Genomic DNA, 17,922 nt, shown 5'->3' on the forward strand with positions numbered 1-17,922 from the left:
CCGCCCCCCCGGGTCCCCCCCCGCCCCGGCCCCCGGGCGGCGCCCCCCCATCGGGCCGCGGCCGGCGCGACGCCGCCGGCCCGGGGGGGGGGGGCCCCCGCGGGGGGGGGGGCCCGCCCCTCTCCGTCGTCGCCCTCCCCCGCGGGCGGCGGTTCCCTGACCGGTACACGCCTCGGGTCGGGGGGCTTCCCGGGTCGTGCTCCGGTCAGCTTCGGTCGGCGTATCCGGTTCAGCTTCTGTCGGCGTAGTGGGTGCGGAGCCACAGGGGCAGGGCGAACCAGCAGATCAGGTACCAGGCGAGGACGCCGGAGACCAGCCAGGGCACGTACGGGTCGTGCGTCGCCACCCGCAGGACGAGGAACAGGGCCGCCGTCAGCGTCGCGAGCAGCAGCAGGAGGCCGGTGAAGGTGAGCCGGGAGGCCCAGACGACGGCCTGGGGCTTGACCCGCCGCCCCGACACGATCCGGTGGAAGGCCACGGGGCCTATCAACGCGCCCGTCGCCAGCGACCCGAGGACGACCGTGACCAGGTAGATCGTCTTGTCGGTCTGCTCCAGGTCGTGGAAGAGCGGGGTGAACACCACGGTGAGGAGGAAGCCGAGGAGGATCTGGACGCCGGTCTGGGCGACCCGGATCTCCTGGAGGAGCTCCTGCCAGCGCCGGTCCGCGCGCTCCTCCTTCGTCTCGCCGCGCCCGTCGTGCCTGCCGTTACCCGTATCGGTGCCGCTGTCCGGCTCTTGCGCCTTCCCGCCGTGCCGCGCCTCCCTCGGCTCGTCCTCCGGCGTACCGCCGTTCCGTTCGTTCATGAAGATCCTCCTCTGAAGCACGGGACGGGAGCGGACCCGCACCACCCGGTCCGGTGGCGCTCCACCCGTGATCGGTTACGGACGGCGCGGACGCCCCGCACCGCCAAGGCGGCTCGGCGAGTCGCAGGACGCTACGGGGCGCGCGCCGGGTCTTGAGGGCACTGCGCGGACGCGGCGCCCGGGAGCGGGGCCGCACGGCGAAAGCCCCCGTCGAGCGTGGGGGCTTCCGTCCGGCGCGGCACGGTGCGGAGTCAGGCCCGCGGCGTGCCGGCCGTTCGCGGGGGCGCGTGGTGCCACCACCGTCCACGACGGGCGTTCCCGCCGTCACCGGCGGCGCGCCCGTTCCGCCCCTCCTGCCCGTCCCGTCCGCGCGGCGCGTCGGGGGTCACGGCGGGAGCGTACGTGCGGCTCTCCCCGCTCCGGCCCGAGGCACTGGGGTCCTCGGACGGGACTGCGGCCTCCGGCGGCCGCGACGGCGGCGTCACCGGAGGGCGGGTCGGGCGACGGGGCGGGCGGACCGGTGCGGAGGACTCCGCCGCGGCGGTCCGGCCGGAGTGCGCGGGCGGGGAGACCGCCCCCGCGGTGAGCCCCCGCACGGGGACGCCGTGCAGGGGGACACCCCGCATCGGAAGGCCCGGCGTGGGGATCCCCGGATGCGGCGGCTCGCGCCGATGCCCGTGGGTCCCGGGGGCCGTCCCCGGGACCCACGGGCCACCGGAAGGGGCGGCGAGGCGGCGAGGCCCGGTCGGTCCCACCGGCGCGACGCACGGCGCCGCACGGACGAGGGCTCGGGTCGGGTTCGACATGAGCGCCTCCTGAGCGGGTTCCGTGGGCCGACTGTCCGTCACTCTGCTTCCGGTGCCTACCAGTTCGGCTTACCGCTCTTCCCGGGGTCAAACCCCGGGGGTGCGGGGAGACCGCTCGGCGGTCCGGCCCGCCGGGGCACGTCGTCCCGGGGCGCGTCATCCCGAGGCGCGGGGTCGGGGCGCCGGATCGGGGGCAGCTCGGGGCGCCGGGTCGGGGGGCAGCTCGGGGCGCCGGGTCGGGGAGAGCTCGGGGCGGCATGCGAGCGGCCCGCACCTCTACGGGTGCGGGCCGCTCGGGAGTGCCGCAGACCCACGGCAAGGGGGGGGAACCGTGGATCGTCCGGCGTGAGCGTGTCCCATCGCTCGACACCCGCATGCCCCGCCGACCGGCATCCATGCCACCCGGTCCGGTCAGCCACCCGGGACGGTCCGCCGCCCGGGACGGGTCCGGGCGGCTGACCTGCCGCCCGGGGGCGCCGACGGCGGACACGAGGTCGTCAACGCGACTCCGCCCCGTCGGCGTTCGTCGAGCGAGGCCGAGGTGCAGTGGCCCGCCGGAGTACGGCCCCGGGCATGCGACCGCCCCGCATCGGGAGGGGGCCCGATGCGGGGCGGTCGCGAAGCCGTCGACGCCTGGCGTGGGGGGGTGGCCGCGGGCCGACGGCGGGGAGAGGTGGTCCTGCGGCGGTGCCGTGGCCCGCCTACCCGCCCCTCGGGCGGCCATGCCATCCTTCTTCGCCCGATGCGCGGAAGGCACGCGCCTGGGCGCGCCGAGACGCGTGCCTTCCGCGCGTCGGCGCGGCCGGACGGAGCGGGGGTGGGTCCGTTCCCGGGCGCCGGCCCCCACAACCGGATGCCGCAGGTTCGACTCCTGTCACCCCCGCCGAGGGCGCGCCGGCGCCGGATCCTCAGACCGATCCGCGCCAGCCGTCCGTCTGCAGGCCGCCGCGCTCCTCGATGAACGACTTGAACCGCTTGAGGTCGCCGGCCACCTTGCGCTTGACGAACCCGAGCTTGTCGCCCGCCTGTTCCGTCAGCCCCTCGGGGGCGAAGTCCATCTGGAGCATGATCTTCGTCCGGGTCGCGTCGAGACGGTGGAAGGTGACGACGCCCGCCTGGCGGGCCTCGCCCTCGACCGTCGTCCACGCGACGCGTTCGTCCGGGATCTGCTCGGTGATGACGGCGTCGAACTCTCGCCGCACCCCGCCGATCTCCGTAACCCAGTGGGTGAGCGTGTCCGTACGCTGCTCGATCCGTTCGACGCCGTCCATGAAGCGCGGGAACGTCTCGAACTGGGTCCACTGGTCGTAGGCGGCGCGCACCGGGACCTCGACCTCGACCGACTCCTCCACCTTGGACATGGCGACACCTTTCTCTCGGACGGGGATCGTCTCCCCGTCGGGGACGTGCTGCTGCGCTGTGCGTACCGGGGTGGACCGGCGGCCCGTCAGAGGCCGACCGTGCCTCCCGGGAAGGGCCAGGACGTGCGGTAGTACTGGCCGATCTCCTCGCGGTACTGGCGGTCCGCGAGGTGCTTGTCGGAGACGAACTCGGGCGATTCCTTGACCTGTTCCTTCGACAGGGCGAGGTGGAGGGTCTGCTCCTCCAGGTCGACGTGGGTGACCGCCCGCGCCGGGATGAGCACCTCCTTGCCGAAGATCCAGACGCCCGTGTCGACGACCAGGTAGGAGTCGTCCACCTCGTCGGAGTGCTTGTCCACCTTGCCGATGTGCCCGTCGGAGGCCTCGACGCGCCACCCGGTGAGGTCGGTACCCGCCAGGTGGCCGGACTCGGTGCTGAAGGACCACAGATGGTCGGTCATCGCTTTCACTCCTCTGTCGCTGTGTTCGTGCAGGGCGCGGCGCCGGACGTGCGGGCCGCCTCAGAGCAGGTCACGACGGTCGTCGGTGACCGTGGGCGCCACCGGCGGGACCACCATCCGGCGGCGGCGCAGAACGCTGGTGTAGACGGCGGTCCCGAGCAGGCCGACGGCCATCAGGATCAGGCCGACCAGATCGAGGTCGACCGCTTCGAGCTCCCAGTCGGACGCGAACGTGAGGATGGCGCCGACGGCGATCATGACGATGAACAGTCCCAGACCCATGGTTGGTTGCTCCTCCCCTGCGGGTTGGACAGCGTCCGCGTACCCGGGCCTCCGGGGATCATTCCGCCGTCCTCGAAGACGTTCGGACCGGGTCCCTCCCGGCCCCGCGAGCACGCCGGAACCGTCGATTCGCCGTCCTGCAGGGGATGTTCATGGAAGGACGGGGCACGCGTTCAGCCGCGGGCCCGCGCACGCACCGGTGGGCGACGCACCGACTCCCGGCCCGTCGGCAGAGGGCCGGCCACACCTCCAGGGAGCCCCCGATGCAGGTCCGAGCGAGGCCCGCACATCCGGACGCCACATGGACGGCCCGTACCGTCGACGGACGTTACCGGCTCGACCGCCTCCTGGGCCGGGGCGGCACGGCGGACGTGTACGAGGCGCTGGACCTGCGGCTGCGGCGCCCCGTGGCGGTGAAGCTGTTCCGGCCCGCGGGCGCCCGCCGGACCGACGCCCGGTGCGGCGAGGAGGCCCGGTTGCTGGCCGGGATGCACCATCCCGGCCTGGTGACCCTCTACGACACGGGCCACGACGAGAGCCGGCCGTTCCTGGTGATGCAGCTCGTCCGGGGGACGACCCTGCGTCGGCGGATCGCCCGCGGGGTCCTCACGCCCGCCGAGACCTGCCGGGCGGGGGCCGCCCTGGCCTCGGCCCTCGCGCACGTGCACGCCCACGGCGTCGTCCACCGCGACGTCAAGCCGTCGAACATCCTGCTGGACCGGTCGGGCACCCCGCACCTCACGGACTTCGGCATCTCCCGCCGCGTCGAGGCCGCGGACGACGCCCCCGAGGGCGCGGGAACCCTCGTCGGCACCGCCTCCTACATGGCGCCGGAGCAGGCCCTGGGCCGCCGAACGGGGCCCGCGGCCGACGTGTACAGCCTCGGCCTGGTGCTGCTCGAAGCCCTCAAGGGCGAGCCGGAGTACGGCGGAACGCCGCTGGAGGCGGCGCTGGCGCACCTGCACCGCCCTCCGGTGCTGCCATCCGGCCTCCCGGCGGAACTCGCCCGCCTGCTCCCGGCGATGACCGACCGCTCCCCCGAGGCCCGCCCGGAGGCCGCCGCCTGCGCCCGGATCCTCGCCGACCCGGGGACCGCGGGACGCACCCCCACGCCCTCCGCCGCACCCGGCTCCCGGGAGGCGGGGATACACCGTTCGCACCGGTCGCCCCGGCCGCGCCGGTCCTCCGCCGCCCGGCCGCCACGGCCCGCCGCCGGGCGGGCCGTGGCGGCGACCCTCGTCACGCTCGGTCTCACGCTGACCGGCTCGCTGGGCAGCGCGCCCGCCGGCGAGGCGGCGCCCCCGCCCCGGGACGGGGCGGCGGACGGGACCCGGACGAGCGCACCGGCGTCGCCGCTACCGCACGCGAACTACTCTCCGGAACACCTTGCCTGACGACTCATCAGGATCCTTGACGTGTGAGACGGCCGCTTGGGGCAACACGGAGTGCCAGGACACGGAAAGGAAGGCGGGGGTATTGCCGGAGGCCGGGACCGGAGGCGGTTCGCCTGCCTCCTCCCCGCGTCCTTCCGGTAGGTGGCGCCCTCTCGGGAACCGTCCCGCACGTTCGACATCGGAGGAGAATCCCATGACCGCACTGCTGGACCGCATCAAGCGATTCGCCCGCAGCCCCCAAGGCCGCGACGCGGCGGCGTCCCTTCGCCGCGCCGCGACCGACCCGCGCAAGCGCGCCCAGGCACGCCGCCTGTTCGGCAGGCTGCGCCACCGCTGAAGCCTGCTCGTCCGGCCCTCACAGCCGGACCGCCGACGCCCCGCGCGAAGTACCGCGCGGGGCGTCGGCGTGCGTACGGCGCGTGCGAAGTGCCGCGGGGGGTGTCGGTATGCGTACGGCACGTGCGAGGTAGCGCGCAGGCGTCAGCGTGCATACGGCACGTGCGAGGTACCGCGCAGGCGTCAGCGTGCATACGTCACGTGCGAAGTGCCGCGGGGCGTCGGTATGGGTTCGGCGCGTGCGCGGTGGGTGCACCACCGCCGCGCGAAGGCGCCGTACGGCAGGGATCACCGGAGAGGGGCATCCTCGGGGGAAGCCGGTGCCGGACATGCCGCCGGCCCGGCGGTGCGGGCCGCGAGGCCGATCGCACCGCCGGGCACGGGAACGGGGGGCACCCTGGGCGTCAGTCAGGTGGACAACAGGCGCTGGAACAGGGCGCGGTACTGGCAGAGCGCGAGGCGCAGGCTCTCGGTGTCGGCCTCCAGCCCCTGGCTCCACTGCCCCTCCAGGGTGTGCCGGTGCCGGGCGAAGGTGTCCGCCAGGGTCCTCATGACGTCCCCGACGAGGACGTCGGCCGCGTGGACCGCCTGGCGGGGGTCGTCGACGAACCGGCCCTGGACCTCGTGCCAGCGGCGACGGAACTCCCCTTCCTCGGCCGGGCCGAGCAGATCGGGAATCCCCTCCGCTTCCGCTCCGGCGGCGCCGGGTCGCGCGGCGCGTCCGTTGTCCGGACCCTCCGACCGCTCCTGCGGGGCGGGGGCGGCGTGCCGGGCGTGACCGCCGTGGGCCGCGGGCGCCGGGCCCGTGGGCGGAGTCCGGGTCATGGCCGACGGGTCTGCGGGAGGCGCTTTCTGAGCCGGCACCTGCGGGGATGCCGCGGGCGTGGGCGGCGGGCCACCGGGGGCGCCGGGCCGGGACTGATCGTGCCAAGGCCGGCCGGGCTGCGGCTGATCATACTGCGGCCCGCCCTGTGGGAGTTGGTCCTGCTGGGGCTGCCCCTGCTGCGACGCGCCCTGCTGAGGCCGGTCGGACTGCGGCCCGCCCCGCTGAGGCCGGGCGTGCTGGGGCGGGGCCGGTGCGACCGTCGGGCTGTGCTCCGGCGGGCGCACCGCGTCGCCTCCGGTCGTCGCGGGCCCGGGACGACCGGGACCGGACCGGCCCTGTCCGGTCAGCGGCTCGGGGCGGTCGGCCGGCTCGGGGCGGTCCTCCGACCGCTCGGGGTACTGGTCCGTCGGGTCCGCGTGGTGTCGTCGACCCGGCGCCCGGGTCGTGCGCTCGGACGTCTCGTGGTGTCGCATCTCTCCTGCCTCCGCGTCAGGACCGGCGGGTGCCGGTCGGCTCGCCGTCGGCGAGCAGGTCGTCGAAGAGGGTGCGGTAGTGCATCATCGCGCCCCTCAACTGTTCGGTGGTGGCGGCGTTGTGGGTGCTCATCGCGTGGACCTCCAGGGCCGCCCGGTAGCACTCAAGGGTGCGGCCGTGCCGCACCGACAGGTCACGCAGCCGCTGCTCGTGGCCCTCGTCGGGGTAACCCCGGTCGCGCATCAGGGCCGCCACCAGTTCGTCGGCGTCGTGGACGGCGGCCTCGGGCCGGTCCACGAACTCCTCCTGGACGCGCATCCACCGCCGCGCGTACTGCTCCCGCACCTCACCGGGCACCGGCTTGATCTCCAGGTCGGCGAAGCGGCGTTCGCGGGCGTCCAGTTCCTGCTCCGCGGCCCGTCTGCTGCCGGTCGTCTCGACGGCCCGTCCGTACTCGGGCCCGAAGCGGTCGCGCAGTCGCGATCGCCGCCGGCGGTCCACCGCCACACCCACGGCGAACCCGACCACGACGACGGCCGCCACGACGACCAGGACGATTCCGATCGACATCGGCTCTCACCCTTCCGCGTTCTCTCTCGGAGTCGCGCTCTTCCGTCCCGGCCCTTCGGGGCCCGGGGCTCATGGAGGTCCGCGTGCCCCTCACCCAGGAAGGCAAACCGGGCATCCAGGACGGGCCAGGCCGACATGTGGAGGCGAGCGAACGTGAGAGCGGGGGCGAGGGCGGGGGTCACATCCGATCGCCTCGGAATGCAGTAAGCGGAGATATCGGGGCATAAGGACAGTTCACGGGCAGGACGCGCCCGTGAACTCCGGAAGACCCGGCCGTGCGAGACGGAGAGCGAACGATGCGGAAGACCGACGACACCCATATCACCGACGCCTTCGCCCGGGGTGACCTCTCACCCTCCCGGGCCCGTCGCCTCACCGTGGACTTCCTGCACGGTCTCGCGCGGCGCGGCCGGCCCGTGCCGCCCTGCGCGGTGGAGGCCGCCCGGCTCGTCACCAGCGAGCTGGTCACCAACGCCTCCCAGCACGCCCCCGGACCCATTCTGCTGGAGCTGCGGCTGGAGGACGGGCTGGTCGCCATCACCGTGTGGGACAGCGAGCCGGCCCTACCGGTGCTCGGGGACACCGACCCGACCCGCGTCGGACGGCACGGTCTGGAGGTCGTGACGTCCGTCGCCCGGCACTTCGAGGTGCGGCGGGAGTCCGTCGGCAAGCGGGTGACCGCTCGCATCGCCCTGGACGGCGAGACGATCCCCGAGCGCGCACCGTCGCGTGACGGGAGGGTCACCGGGGTCCGCCGGTGACCGGCGACGAAGGGCGGTGCCTGCGGCCAGCGACACCCTGGGCGCCCCCGAATGGGGTCTCCCCCGCTCGATCGAAGCCGAGAGCTCGGGGAAGGAGCTACTCGGACCTTCCGACCGTGCGCCGAGCGTGCGTGCCGGGCGGGCCGGACCCGGCGGGAATGGTCGGACAGGCCCTACGGCCTGCGCCGGACCGCCGTCGGCAGCGCGGCGTGGAATGCCGCCCGGAACGGCGTCCGGACATCCCAGGCCATCAGGCGAAGCTCCCCTCCAACCCAGCGCACGACACCTCGGCGAACGAGGGCATCAGGGTCCGCCGGGCCCGCGTCCGGCGCCTTCTCCGGCGACCGTGGCGGCGCGATCCGAACGTCACGGCCATCTCCTCCCGGTCGTCGAACGGCCGGCGGGGGTGGCGAGAAGCCGATTTCCGTGGCGGGCGTCTTCTGCGGGTGCTTCTGCGCTCGGCGCGCAGTCAGGCATCGGAATCCGTATCGAATTCCGGGCCGAGTGGCGGCACGCGCTCGGCCGGGGGCGGGGGCCCGGGTGGGGTGCCGTCGCCGAACGGCCGGCCGCCGAGTTCCTCGCGGTGGTGCGGCGTGAGCCAGCCGTGGACGTCCGGGCCCCTCGGGACGATCCCGGTCGGGTTGATGTCGTGATGGACGACGTAGTAATGCGCTTTGATCTGCGCGAAGTCGATCGTGTCCCCGAAGCCGGGCGTCTGGAACAGGTCCCGCGCGTAGGCCCAGAGGGCCGGCAGTTCGCTCAGCTTGTGCCGGTTGCACTTGAAGTGGCCGTGGTAGACGGCGTCGAAGCGCACGAGGGTCGGGAACAGGCGGACGTCGGCCTCGGTGAGGGTGTCGCCGACCAGGTAGCGCCGGCGTCCGAGCCGCTCCTCCAGCCAGTCCAGCCGTTCCCACAGCCTTCGGTACGCCCGGTCGTACGCCGCCTGGTCACCGGCGAAGCCGCACTGGTAGACGCCGTTGTTGACGTCCCGGTACACCTTGCCGGCCACGTCGTCGATCTCGTCGCGCCATCTCTCCGGATACAGCTCCGGCGCCCCGTCCCGCTGATGGGCCGTCCACTCGCCGCCCAGGTCGAGCGTGATCCGCTCGAAGTCGTTGGTCACCACCCGGCCGGTCGGGACGTCGACGATCGCGGGCACGGTGATGCCCTTCGAGTAGCCGGGTGAGCGTGCCACGTACGCCTCTCTCAGCCACTCGATCCCGAGGACCGGATCCCGGCCTTCGGGATCGAGGTGGAAGCACCAGCTCCGCTCGTCGTGCAGGGGTCCGGCGATCCCCATCGGGAGCACGCCCTCCAGCCCCATCAGGCGCCGCACGATCGCGCTCCGGTTCGCCCACGGGCAGGCACGGGCGATGACCAGGCGGTAACGCCCGGGCTCCACCGGATAACCGTCCCGCCCGTCGGCCGTGATCCGGGTCGTGATGTACGTGCGGTCGCGCTCGTACGAGCCGTCACCGGTCATCGTTCCGCACCCTCCTCCTCGTGTACGGGGCTCCCGCCCGCCACGGCACCGCCCGCCCGCCGGCGGGACCGGCCGGACCCTCCCTCCGGGCCGGGGGGATCAGTCGGTCGGTGACCAGCAGGCGATCACCCTTCCGCTGCCGGAGGACAGCCGCTCCCAGCCACCGGGCACCTCGATCACCACCACTCCCGAGGTCGGGAAGCCCGCCCTCACCTGCTCCAGCAGGTCCGGAGGGCCGCTCCCGCACAGGCCGGCGGCCAGCTCGTGGATTCCCGGGTTGTGGCCGACGAGGACCACGGCACGAAGGCCCGGGCCCCGCTCCGCCAGTACGGAGACCAGCTCGCTCGGCGGCGTGTTGTAGAGGCGGTCGTCGTAGACGACGGGCGGCGGGTCGTCCAGCGCGCGTGCCGCGAGCCGCCAGGTCTGGCGGGTCCTGCGGGACGGAGAGCAGAGCACGAAGTCGGGCCTGGGACCGGAGTCCGCGAGCCAGCGGCCGGTCCGGGGCGCGTCGTCCCTCCCCCGCTTGCTCAGCTCGCGGTCGAAGTCGTCGATCCGCCGGTCCTTGCGCACGGCCTTCGCGTGGCGCACCAGCAGCAGCCGGCACCCGGCCGCGCCGTCGCCGCCCGGTGACGCACGCCGGGATCCGGACTCCAGGGACATGACGCCTCCTTCCCCGCGCGTACCGCTCCGGGTCGTTCCGGAAGCTGCGCCTACCCCGTCTCGGTGGCCGCACGCACCGTTGCGGCACCGCGCCCCGCCGGTGTCCCCGGTCAGCCGGACGGACGGGCGAGCGCGGCCGGCGCCGGTGCGACGCCGTCCTCCGCGACGAGGCCGTCGGCCGGCGCGCGGAAGCGGGTACGAACGGCGTGCGGGCCCGGACGGTGCGCGGGCACAGGCGGCGTGCGAGCCCGGACGGCGTGCCAGCCCGGACGGCGTGCCAGCCCGGACGGCGTGCGAGCGCGGGCGGCGCGCGAGCCGTCCCGCGTCGCACGGCGCAGGGCGTCGGCCAGGGACCCGGACGTCACAGCGGGCGAGCCGGGGGTCCCCCACCGCCTCGAAGGCGAGGCCGGCCGCCCGGAAGGCGAGGCCGAGGTACCCGGGCCCGCCCGCCCGCCACCCGTTCGGCGGACTCGCCGGGCGGCGGAGGGGCCGTGCTCATAGCGTCGGGCCGAACGGGGGTCGTCCACACACCTGGAGCAGCCGATGACGGATGAGTCGATGGAGAAGCTGGCCACGGAGGCATGGCTGTACGGGTATCCGCTGGTCACGGCGGCCGTGACGAAGGGCAACATGACGGCGGTCCCGGCGCGGGACGACGCGCGTCGGAAGGCCCCGGTCAACCAGTTCTGCTACATGCGCTCCACGCCCGACGCCTCCTTCACCGAGGTCGTCTCGCCGAACGCGGACACCCTGTACTCCAGCGCCTGGCTCGACCTGTCCGACCAGCCCCTGGTGCTGACCCTGCCCGAGTTCGGTGACCGGTTCTGGATGGTCCCGATCCTGGACGCCTGGTCGAACGTCTGCGCCGTCGTCGGCCGGCGCAGGAACGGCCCCTCGGCGGGCCCGTTCCTGATCGCCGGCCCGGCCTGGTCCGGAACGGTTCCCGACGGCCTGACCCTGCTGAAGTCCCCCACCGCCGTGAACTGGATCATCGCCCGGTACGCGACCAGCGGCCCGTCGGACTTCCCGGCCGTCAACCGGCTCCAGGACGCCACGCGGCTGATCCCGCTGTCGCAGTGGACGGGCGACCCCGACGACTACTCCCCTCCCACCGACGTCCCCGTCCCCTCCGGCGCCGACACCACGACGGCGCCCGTCGACCGGGTCCACGCGCTCAGCGGCCGCGACTACTTCGCCCTTCTCAACCGGATGATGGTCGACAACCCGCCCGATCCCGCCGACGCACCGGTCCTGGGCCGCCTCGCCAAACTGGGCATCGCGCCCGGCGCGAGCCTGGACGACCTGTCCGCCGAGGAGCTCGCCGCCCTGGACGCGGCCGCACGGCGCGGCCCTGAGACCTTGGGCGAACTGCTCGCCCGGGCGGAGGCCACGAAGACCAGCGGATGGGCCGTGCACCGGGGGCTGGGGGACTACGGCACCGATTACGCCCTGCGCGCGGTCATCACCCGGTTCGGGTACGGAGCCAACCTCGACGCCGACGCGCTGTACCCGCACGCCACCGCCGACGCCGACGGCCGGCCCCTCGACGGTGCCCACACCTACGTGCTGCACTTCGACGCCGGGAAGACCCCGCCCGTCGACGGCTTCTGGTCCCTCACGATGATGAACGAGCGTCAGCTCTTCGCCGACAACCCGCTGGACCGGTACGCGATCGGCGACCGCAGCGGTATGCGGACCAACCCCGACGGCTCCCTGGACATCCACGTCCAGCACGACAACCCCGGGCCCGACCGCGAGGGCAACTGGCTTCCCGCCCCCGCGGGCAGCTTCAACGTCTTCCTGCGCCTGTACTGGCCCCAGCGGCCCGCCCTCACCGGTGACTGGACCCCGCCGGCCCTGCGCCGCACCGACTGAGCCCCGCCGGGCCGGAGCCGTCACGCCCCTTGCGGTCCGAGGGCTCCCCGGGTGCGCGGGAGCCCTCCCTGGGCGTCCGCGCACCCTGACGCCCTGTCACGTCACCCGTCGGTGCCGTCCTCGGCCTCCCACCGCAACAGGTCGCCGGGCTGGCAGTCGAGGACCTCGCAGAGCGCGGCAAGGGTGGCGAACCGCACCGCCTTGGCGCGGCCGTTCTTCAGCACCGCCAGGTTGGCGGGCGTGATCCCCACGCGGTCGGCCAACTCCCTCACGGACATCTTGCGCCGGGCCAGCATCACGTCGATGTCGACGGCGATCGGCATCAGATCACCTCGTCCAGCTCGGCCCGCATCCCCGCCGCCTGCGCCAGCAGCATCCGCAGCACGAGCACGACGAGCGCCACCCCCAGGATGGCCAGCCCCACCCCCGCCATGATGACGGTCACCCCCGGGTCCTCCCGCTGCCCCGGTGCGTTCACCGCCGTCACCGCGAACCACAGGAGGGCCGCCGCCACGATCGCGCCGATCACCCCGTCCACGTAGCGGAAGGCGGCATGCGAGAACACCGTCCCCCTCCGCACCATCGCCACCAGCCGCCACACGCAGACCAGCGCGACCTGCGCCGCCACCATCCCCAGGATCACGATCACCCGCAGCGCCGTCAGCGGCATCGACCCGTCCTCGGGATCATTCCCGCTCACCAGCACCCACGCCATCAACGCCTGCACGAACACGGTGCCGACGAGCACCACCATGAGCACGGCACGCAGCGCCTGCACGGTCAACTTCCCCATCACCCGACCTCCCATCGACTCACGATGGAAATCTATCGATATTCGATAGGAGTCACAAGAGGCGGGACGTCCGCGACCGAGCGACCCGCGCCCCTGACCGAAGGCCGCTTCGCCGAATGGACGCAACGCCCTGTCGGGGATTCGGACCGGACGCAACGCCTCGTCCGGTCAGGCGTCGCGTCGGTGACCGCACGTCCTTCGCCGAAGGGCCGGCCCCTGCCGTACGAGACCGACCGCGCTCCGACGAGCGGGGGGTCCTCGCCGCGGCCCCGATCGTGACGGCCATGGCGGGCGGGACGCTCGCCCCGCTGCCGGCCGGCGAGGCCGTGAACGGCCGGGCGACGGCGCATGCCGTCCCGGAGGCGGCGGGCTGATCCCCCCGTCCCCGTTCGCGGGTTCAGGCGCCGTTCACATCCAGGAGCCGGCGGGTGCGGAGGCTCGCGCCGCCGAGGGAGAGGGGGATGTCCAGGCTCGCGCACATGCGGTGGGTGCGGGCGAGGGCGCTGAGGGTGGCGGGGGTGGGGTCCGCGACCGGGAGCTCGATGACGACCCGCGCGGGCCGGTGCGCCTGGACGAGCGCCTGGATCTGGAGGGCCGCGGCGGCCCGGTTGGTGACGTCCAGGTCGCAGTGGAGGGTCACGTGGAGGGCGTCCGTCCCCACGGTGTGGCTGATGAGCATGGAGTCCCTCCGCGCAGGACGAAGAAGGCCCACGGCTGTATACGGTGTGGGCGGTTCGTCCGAGGATGTCACGCGGACCGGGTCGGCGGCGTGCTGGTGGTTCCGGACACGCGCTATTCACGTATATGAATCAGGTGCGTCCGCGGCTAGGGTGGGCAGGGCCGGTGGTGACCGGTCGAGATACCGAACGCGACCCTTACTCACCAGGCGGTTCACATGACGCAGTTCGACCTGCCCGTCGACCAACTCCGCACCTACCGCAGCGCCTCGGTGGAGCCGGAGGACTTCGACGCCTTCTGGACGAAGACCCTCGACGAGGCCCGCGCGCACGAGCTCGGCGCCCGCTTCGAGCGGGTCGAGACGGGGCTGGTCACGGTCGAGACCTTCGACGTGACGTTCAACGGCTTCGACGGCCAGCCGGTGAAGGGCTGGTTCGTGGTCCCGGCCGGCGCCGCCGAACCGCTTCCGGTCGTCGTGGAGTTCCTCGGGTACGGCGGCGGACGCGGCCTGCCGCACACCCACCTCCTGTGGGCATCGGCCGGGTTCGCGCACTTCGTGATGGACACGCGCGGCCAGGGCAGTACTTGGGCCACCGGCGACACGGCCGACCCGGTGGGCAGCGCGCCGTCGTTCCCCGGTTTCATGACGCGGGGCATCGAGGACCCGTACACCTACTACTACCGGCGGCTGTTCACCGACGCCGTCCGTGCCGTGGAGGCGGTCCGTTCGCACCCGCTGGTGGACGCGGGACGCACCGCGGTGACGGGCGGGAGCCAGGGCGGCGGGATCGGCCTCGCGGTGGCGGGTCTGGTACGGGACCTGGTGGCCGTGGCGCCCGACGTGCCGTTCCTGTGCGACTTCCCCCGTGCGACGACCGTGACGGACCGCAACCCGTACCGCGAGATCGGCAACTACCTGAAGACGCACCGCGGCCGCGTGGAGCAGGTGCGGAACACGCTCGCCTATTTCGACGGCGTCCACTTCGCGGCCCGCGCGGCGGCCCCCGCCCTGTTCTCGACGGCGCTGGAGGACCAGACCTGCCCGCCGTCCACGGTGTTCGCCGCCTTCAACGCGTACGCCGGGCAGGACAAGGCCATCGAGGTCTACGACTTCAACGACCACGAGGGCGGCGGCCCCTTCCAGCAGGCGGCCCAGCTGCGCTGGCTGCCGGGCCGGCTGCGCGGGTAGCCGGCCGCGTGGCGGAGGGCGGTACGGCGGTGGCCGTACCGGCCCGTCAGACGCGGCCGCGCAGGGCGGCCTCGTAGGCCTCGTCGGGATCGAGGCGGCGCAGCTCCTCGGCGATCAGCTCGGCGGTGGTGCGGACCTTGAGGGCGAGGACGCGGCTGGGCTGGCCGGGGATGGCGAGCCGGGCCACCGGGCCCTCGGGCCGGTCGATGCGGATCTCGCCGTCCACGGTGTCCATGGCGACGGCGGTGACCACGGGGCCGTCGGTGACGACCCGGTCGACGGGGACGCCGAGGCGGACCTCGAACCAGCGGGCGAGGAGTTCGGCGCTGGGGTTCTCCGCCTCGCTCTCGACGGCGGCGGACGTCACGACGGCGCGCGGCGCCTGGTCGAGCGCGGCGGCCAGCATCGAACGCCAGGGGGTGAGCCTGGTCCAGGCGAGGTCCGTGTCGCCGGGGGCGTAGGAGGCGGCGCGGGCCTCCAGGGCGGCGAGGGGGTCCTCGACCGCGTACATGTCGGTGATGCGGCGCTGGGCGAGGGAGCCCAGGGGGTCGAGCGAGGGGACGTCGGGGGCGTCCACGGGCCACCAGACGACGACCGGTGCGTCCGGCAGCAGCAGCGGCAGGACCACGGAGTCGGCGCGGTCGCCGAGTTCGCCGTGGAGCCGCAGCAGGACGGTCTCGCCCGAGCCGGCGTCGGTGCCGAGCCGGACCTCCGCGTCGAGCCGGGTCTCCTGCCGCCCGCGGGGCGACCGGTTGTGGCGCTTGATGACGACGAGCGTGCGGGAGGGGTGCTCCCGGGAGGCGTCGTTGGCGGCCTTGACCGCGTCGTAGGCGTTCTCCTCGTCGGTGACGACGATGAGGGTGAGCACGGCGCCGACGGCGGGTGTGCCGACGGCCCTGCGCCCCCGCAGGATCGCCTTGTTGATCCTGCTGGAGTCCGTGTCCGTCAGATCGATCTTCATGCGCGGCGCCCGTCCCTTCCTTCTGCGGCGAGCCTAACCCTCCCGCGCGGCGGACGCGTGCGGGTCCCCCGGCTTCCCGTAAGGGGTCAGACCGACTCCGGTTCCGGCTCCGACTCCGGCCCCGACTCGGGCTCGGCCTGCTCGGCGGCGCGGCGGCCGACGACCGCCGCGGCGGCGAGGGCGGTGCCGATGAAGGCGGTGGCGACCACCCAGGGCCGGTCGAGGACGTGGCCGGTGGCGTGGTCGAGGGAGTAGCGGCCGGCGCCGGTGACGCCGATCGCGGCGGCGGTGAAGCCGAGGAACCCCGGGTACTCGTAGCCGCCGCCCTGGGCGAAGAAGCCCGCCGGGGCGTGCACGGAGACGGCGCCGGCCATGGCACCGGCCGCGGCCGCGCCGGCGGCGGGGGTGGCGAGACCCAGGGCGAGCAGGACGCCGCCGCCCGCCTCGCCGAGTCCCGCGGCGATCGCGCTCTGGCGGCCCGGGTTGAAGCCCATGGCCTCCATGGCCTTGGTGGTGCCTTCGAGGCCGCCGCCCCCGAACCAGCCGAGGAGCTTCTGTGTGCCGTGGGCGGCGAGTACGGCACCGGTGCCGACCCTGAGCACGAGCAGCCCGAGATCGCGTCGGTTGGGGTGACCCATGAGGTTCTCCAGATGCGGGAGGCGGAGGGGTACGCGTCCACTCTTGTTCCGCCCCTTCCTCGGCGCCCGTCGAACCGCCCCTCCAATAGTCCACTTGAGTCATCTTTTGCGGCGTTTGCCCGCTGTTGCTTGACTGAGTGGGCTTTCGACCCCCGAGGGAAGTGGGTACGCATGACCGCCGAGGCCACCGAGACCGCAGCCCTGCGGGAGAAGGTCCGGGCACTGATGCCGCGGGCGAAGCAGGACCTGACCGAACTGGTGTCGATGCGCTCGGTCGCCGACCCGCGCCAGTTCCCGCCCGAGGAGTGCGCGAAGACCGCCGACTTCCTCGTACGGGCCTTCACGGAGGCCGGCCTGAGCGACATGCGGCGGGTGACGACCCCGGACGGCACGGACGCGGTGGTCGGTCACGCGCCGGGGCCCGCGGGGGCGCCCACGGTCCTGCTGTACTGCCACTACGACGTGCAGCCGCCCCTCGACGACGCCGCCTGGCAGACCCCGCCGTTCGAACTGACCGAGCGCGACGGGCGCTGGTACGGGCGCGGCGCGGCCGACTGCAAGGGCAACATCGCCATGCACCTGACGGCGCTGCGCGCGCTCGGCGGCCCGGAGGGCCGGGGGTTCCCCGTGAACATCAAGTTCGTGGCCGAGGGCTCGGAGGAGCAGGGCACGGGCGGCCTTGAGCGACTGGTGCCGCTCCAGCCCGACCTCTTCGCCGCCGACACCCTGCTGGTCTGCGACACGGGCAACTTCGCCCTGGGCCTGCCGACCACGACCACCTCGCTGCGCGGGCTCACCAACGTGGTCGTCACCGTCTCCACGCTGAAGGGCGAGATGCACTCGGGCATGTTCGGCGGTCCGGCGCCCGACGCGCTCGCCGCGCTCGTCCGGATCCTCGACAGTCTGCGCGACCAGCACGGCAACACGGCGATCAAGGGGCTGCCGGACGACGGCGTCTGGGAGGGCGTGGACTATCCGCCGGAGCAGTTCCGGACCGACGTGGGCGTCCTCGACGGCGTCTCCCTCGTCGGTACCGGCTCCGTCGCCGACGAGCTCTGGGCCCGGCCGGCCGTCACCGTCCTCGGCATCGACTGCCCGCCGGTGGTGGGCTCTTCGGCGGCGGTCCAGGCGAAGGTACGCGCCCGGGTCAGCCTGCGGGTGCCGCCGGGCATCGACGCCGAGGAAGCCCTGCGCGCCCTCACCGACCACCTGACGTCGACGGCCCCCTGGGGCGCCCGGGTCGAGGTGGAGCCGGAGAGCGCCGGGCAGCCGTTCCGGGCGCGCACCGACGGCCCCGCCTACCGGGCGCTGGCGGCGGCGCTCCGCGAGGCGTACGGGAAGGACATGGTCCAGTCGGGGCAGGGCGGGTCCATCCCGCTGTGCAACGTGCTGGCCGAGCAGTTCCCGGCCGCGGAGATCGCCTTGATCGGGGTGGAGGAGCCGGGGTGTCTGATCCACGCGCCGAACGAGAGCGTGGACCCCTCGGAGATCGAGAACATGGCGCTCGCCGAGGCGCTGTTCCTGAGCTCCTACGCCGCCTCGCGATGATCCTCTCCCCCGCTCCGTTCC

The 17,922-nt window shown here is 74.0% G+C and carries 19 protein-coding genes; 6 read left to right on the top strand and 13 right to left on the bottom strand.

The features are described 5' to 3' along the window. Positions 1-229 precede the first annotated feature (229 nt). The 4 genes from AC067A_RS34080 to AC067A_RS34095 form a co-directional block, all read right to left on the bottom strand. On the bottom strand, positions 230-805 hold the full coding sequence (locus tag AC067A_RS34080) for a DUF6328 family protein (protein ID WP_479247035.1): 576 nt from the start codon (positions 803-805) through the stop codon (positions 230-232). Between the two features lie 1,714 nt (positions 806-2,519). Next, the gene (locus AC067A_RS34085; protein WP_479247036.1) at positions 2,520-2,972 is read right to left on the bottom strand and encodes an SRPBCC family protein; all 453 of its coding nucleotides are present in this window, start codon (positions 2,970-2,972) and stop codon (positions 2,520-2,522) included. A gap of 86 nt (positions 2,973-3,058) precedes the next feature. Continuing rightward, the gene (locus AC067A_RS34090) at positions 3,059-3,433 is read right to left on the bottom strand and encodes a PRC-barrel domain containing protein (protein ID WP_479247038.1); all 375 of its coding nucleotides are present in this window, start codon (positions 3,431-3,433) and stop codon (positions 3,059-3,061) included. 60 nt (positions 3,434-3,493) lie between these two features. Continuing rightward, positions 3,494-3,715 carry a DUF6458 family protein gene (locus tag AC067A_RS34095; protein ID WP_479247039.1) on the bottom strand — a complete coding sequence of 74 codons (222 nt, stop codon included), beginning with the start codon at positions 3,713-3,715 and terminating at the stop codon, positions 3,494-3,496. A gap of 263 nt (positions 3,716-3,978) precedes the next feature. On the opposite strand from AC067A_RS34095, the gene AC067A_RS34100 reads away from it, so the two are divergent. Then, complete coding sequence (locus AC067A_RS34100; protein WP_479247041.1) at positions 3,979-5,109, top strand: serine/threonine-protein kinase; 1,131 nt, start codon at positions 3,979-3,981, stop codon at positions 5,107-5,109. Positions 5,110-5,302: 193 nt separating this feature from the next. Further along, the gene (locus AC067A_RS34105) at positions 5,303-5,446 is read left to right on the top strand and encodes a hypothetical protein (protein WP_479247043.1); all 144 of its coding nucleotides are present in this window, start codon (positions 5,303-5,305) and stop codon (positions 5,444-5,446) included. Positions 5,447-5,853: 407 nt separating this feature from the next. On the opposite strand, the gene AC067A_RS34110 is transcribed toward AC067A_RS34105, so the two are convergent. Together AC067A_RS34110 and AC067A_RS34115 are read right to left on the bottom strand one after the other, a co-directional pair. After that, on the bottom strand, positions 5,854-6,270 hold the full coding sequence (locus AC067A_RS34110) for a hypothetical protein (protein WP_479247044.1): 417 nt from the start codon (positions 6,268-6,270) through the stop codon (positions 5,854-5,856). Positions 6,271-6,760: 490 nt separating this feature from the next. After that, positions 6,761-7,315, bottom strand: a complete 555-nt coding sequence (locus AC067A_RS34115; protein WP_479247046.1) for a hypothetical protein — start codon at positions 7,313-7,315, stop codon at positions 6,761-6,763. Between the two features lie 296 nt (positions 7,316-7,611). Between AC067A_RS34115 and AC067A_RS34120 the strand changes: the two genes are divergently transcribed. Continuing rightward, complete coding sequence (locus AC067A_RS34120; protein ID WP_479247047.1) at positions 7,612-8,076, top strand: ATP-binding protein; 465 nt, start codon at positions 7,612-7,614, stop codon at positions 8,074-8,076. A 469-nt stretch (positions 8,077-8,545) separates the two neighbouring features. On the opposite strand, the gene AC067A_RS34125 is transcribed toward AC067A_RS34120, so the two are convergent. Together AC067A_RS34125 and AC067A_RS34130 are read right to left on the bottom strand one after the other, a co-directional pair. Continuing rightward, entirely contained in the window at positions 8,546-9,559 is a 1,014-nt protein-coding gene (locus AC067A_RS34125) for a glutathione S-transferase family protein (RefSeq protein WP_479247049.1), read from the bottom strand. A gap of 99 nt (positions 9,560-9,658) precedes the next feature. Then, the gene (locus tag AC067A_RS34130; RefSeq protein WP_479247051.1) at positions 9,659-10,219 is read right to left on the bottom strand and encodes a SixA phosphatase family protein; all 561 of its coding nucleotides are present in this window, start codon (positions 10,217-10,219) and stop codon (positions 9,659-9,661) included. Positions 10,220-10,762: 543 nt separating this feature from the next. Here AC067A_RS34130 and AC067A_RS34135 point away from each other — a divergent pair. Beyond that, entirely contained in the window at positions 10,763-12,094 is a 1,332-nt protein-coding gene (locus AC067A_RS34135; RefSeq protein WP_479247053.1) for a DUF1254 domain-containing protein, read from the top strand. A 101-nt stretch (positions 12,095-12,195) separates the two neighbouring features. Here the strand turns inward: AC067A_RS34135 and AC067A_RS34140 are convergent, their stop codons facing one another. The 3 genes from AC067A_RS34140 to AC067A_RS34150 all read right to left on the bottom strand — a co-directional run bounded on the left by AC067A_RS34140 (position 12,196) and on the right by AC067A_RS34150 (position 13,566). Continuing rightward, positions 12,196-12,417: a helix-turn-helix domain-containing protein gene (locus AC067A_RS34140; protein WP_479247054.1), complete on the bottom strand. Its 222-nt coding sequence runs from the start codon at positions 12,415-12,417 to the stop codon at positions 12,196-12,198. Further along, positions 12,417-12,887: a DUF2975 domain-containing protein gene (locus AC067A_RS34145; RefSeq protein ID WP_479247056.1), complete on the bottom strand. Its 471-nt coding sequence runs from the start codon at positions 12,885-12,887 to the stop codon at positions 12,417-12,419. Before AC067A_RS34145 ends, AC067A_RS34140 begins: the two co-directional genes overlap by 1 nt. A gap of 397 nt (positions 12,888-13,284) precedes the next feature. After that, the gene (locus AC067A_RS34150) at positions 13,285-13,566 is read right to left on the bottom strand and encodes a hypothetical protein (RefSeq protein WP_479247058.1); all 282 of its coding nucleotides are present in this window, start codon (positions 13,564-13,566) and stop codon (positions 13,285-13,287) included. Positions 13,567-13,782: 216 nt separating this feature from the next. Here AC067A_RS34150 and AC067A_RS34155 point away from each other — a divergent pair, with 216 nt between their 5' ends. Beyond that, complete coding sequence (locus AC067A_RS34155; protein ID WP_479247060.1) at positions 13,783-14,754, top strand: acetylxylan esterase; 972 nt, start codon at positions 13,783-13,785, stop codon at positions 14,752-14,754. Between the two features lie 46 nt (positions 14,755-14,800). Here AC067A_RS34155 and opcA read toward each other — a convergent pair whose 3' ends face one another. Then, complete coding sequence (gene opcA, locus AC067A_RS34160; RefSeq protein ID WP_479247062.1) at positions 14,801-15,715, bottom strand: glucose-6-phosphate dehydrogenase assembly protein OpcA; 915 nt, start codon at positions 15,713-15,715, stop codon at positions 14,801-14,803. Positions 15,716-15,801: 86 nt separating this feature from the next. Next, the gene (locus AC067A_RS34165; protein WP_479247064.1) at positions 15,802-16,353 is read right to left on the bottom strand and encodes a DoxX family protein; all 552 of its coding nucleotides are present in this window, start codon (positions 16,351-16,353) and stop codon (positions 15,802-15,804) included. A gap of 171 nt (positions 16,354-16,524) precedes the next feature. On the opposite strand from AC067A_RS34165, the gene AC067A_RS34170 reads away from it, so the two are divergent. After that, the gene (locus AC067A_RS34170; RefSeq protein ID WP_479247066.1) at positions 16,525-17,901 is read left to right on the top strand and encodes a M20/M25/M40 family metallo-hydrolase; all 1,377 of its coding nucleotides are present in this window, start codon (positions 16,525-16,527) and stop codon (positions 17,899-17,901) included. Positions 17,902-17,922: the final 21 nt, after the last annotated feature.

It is taken from the genome of Streptomyces sp. NPDC043176, assembly GCF_056436715.1.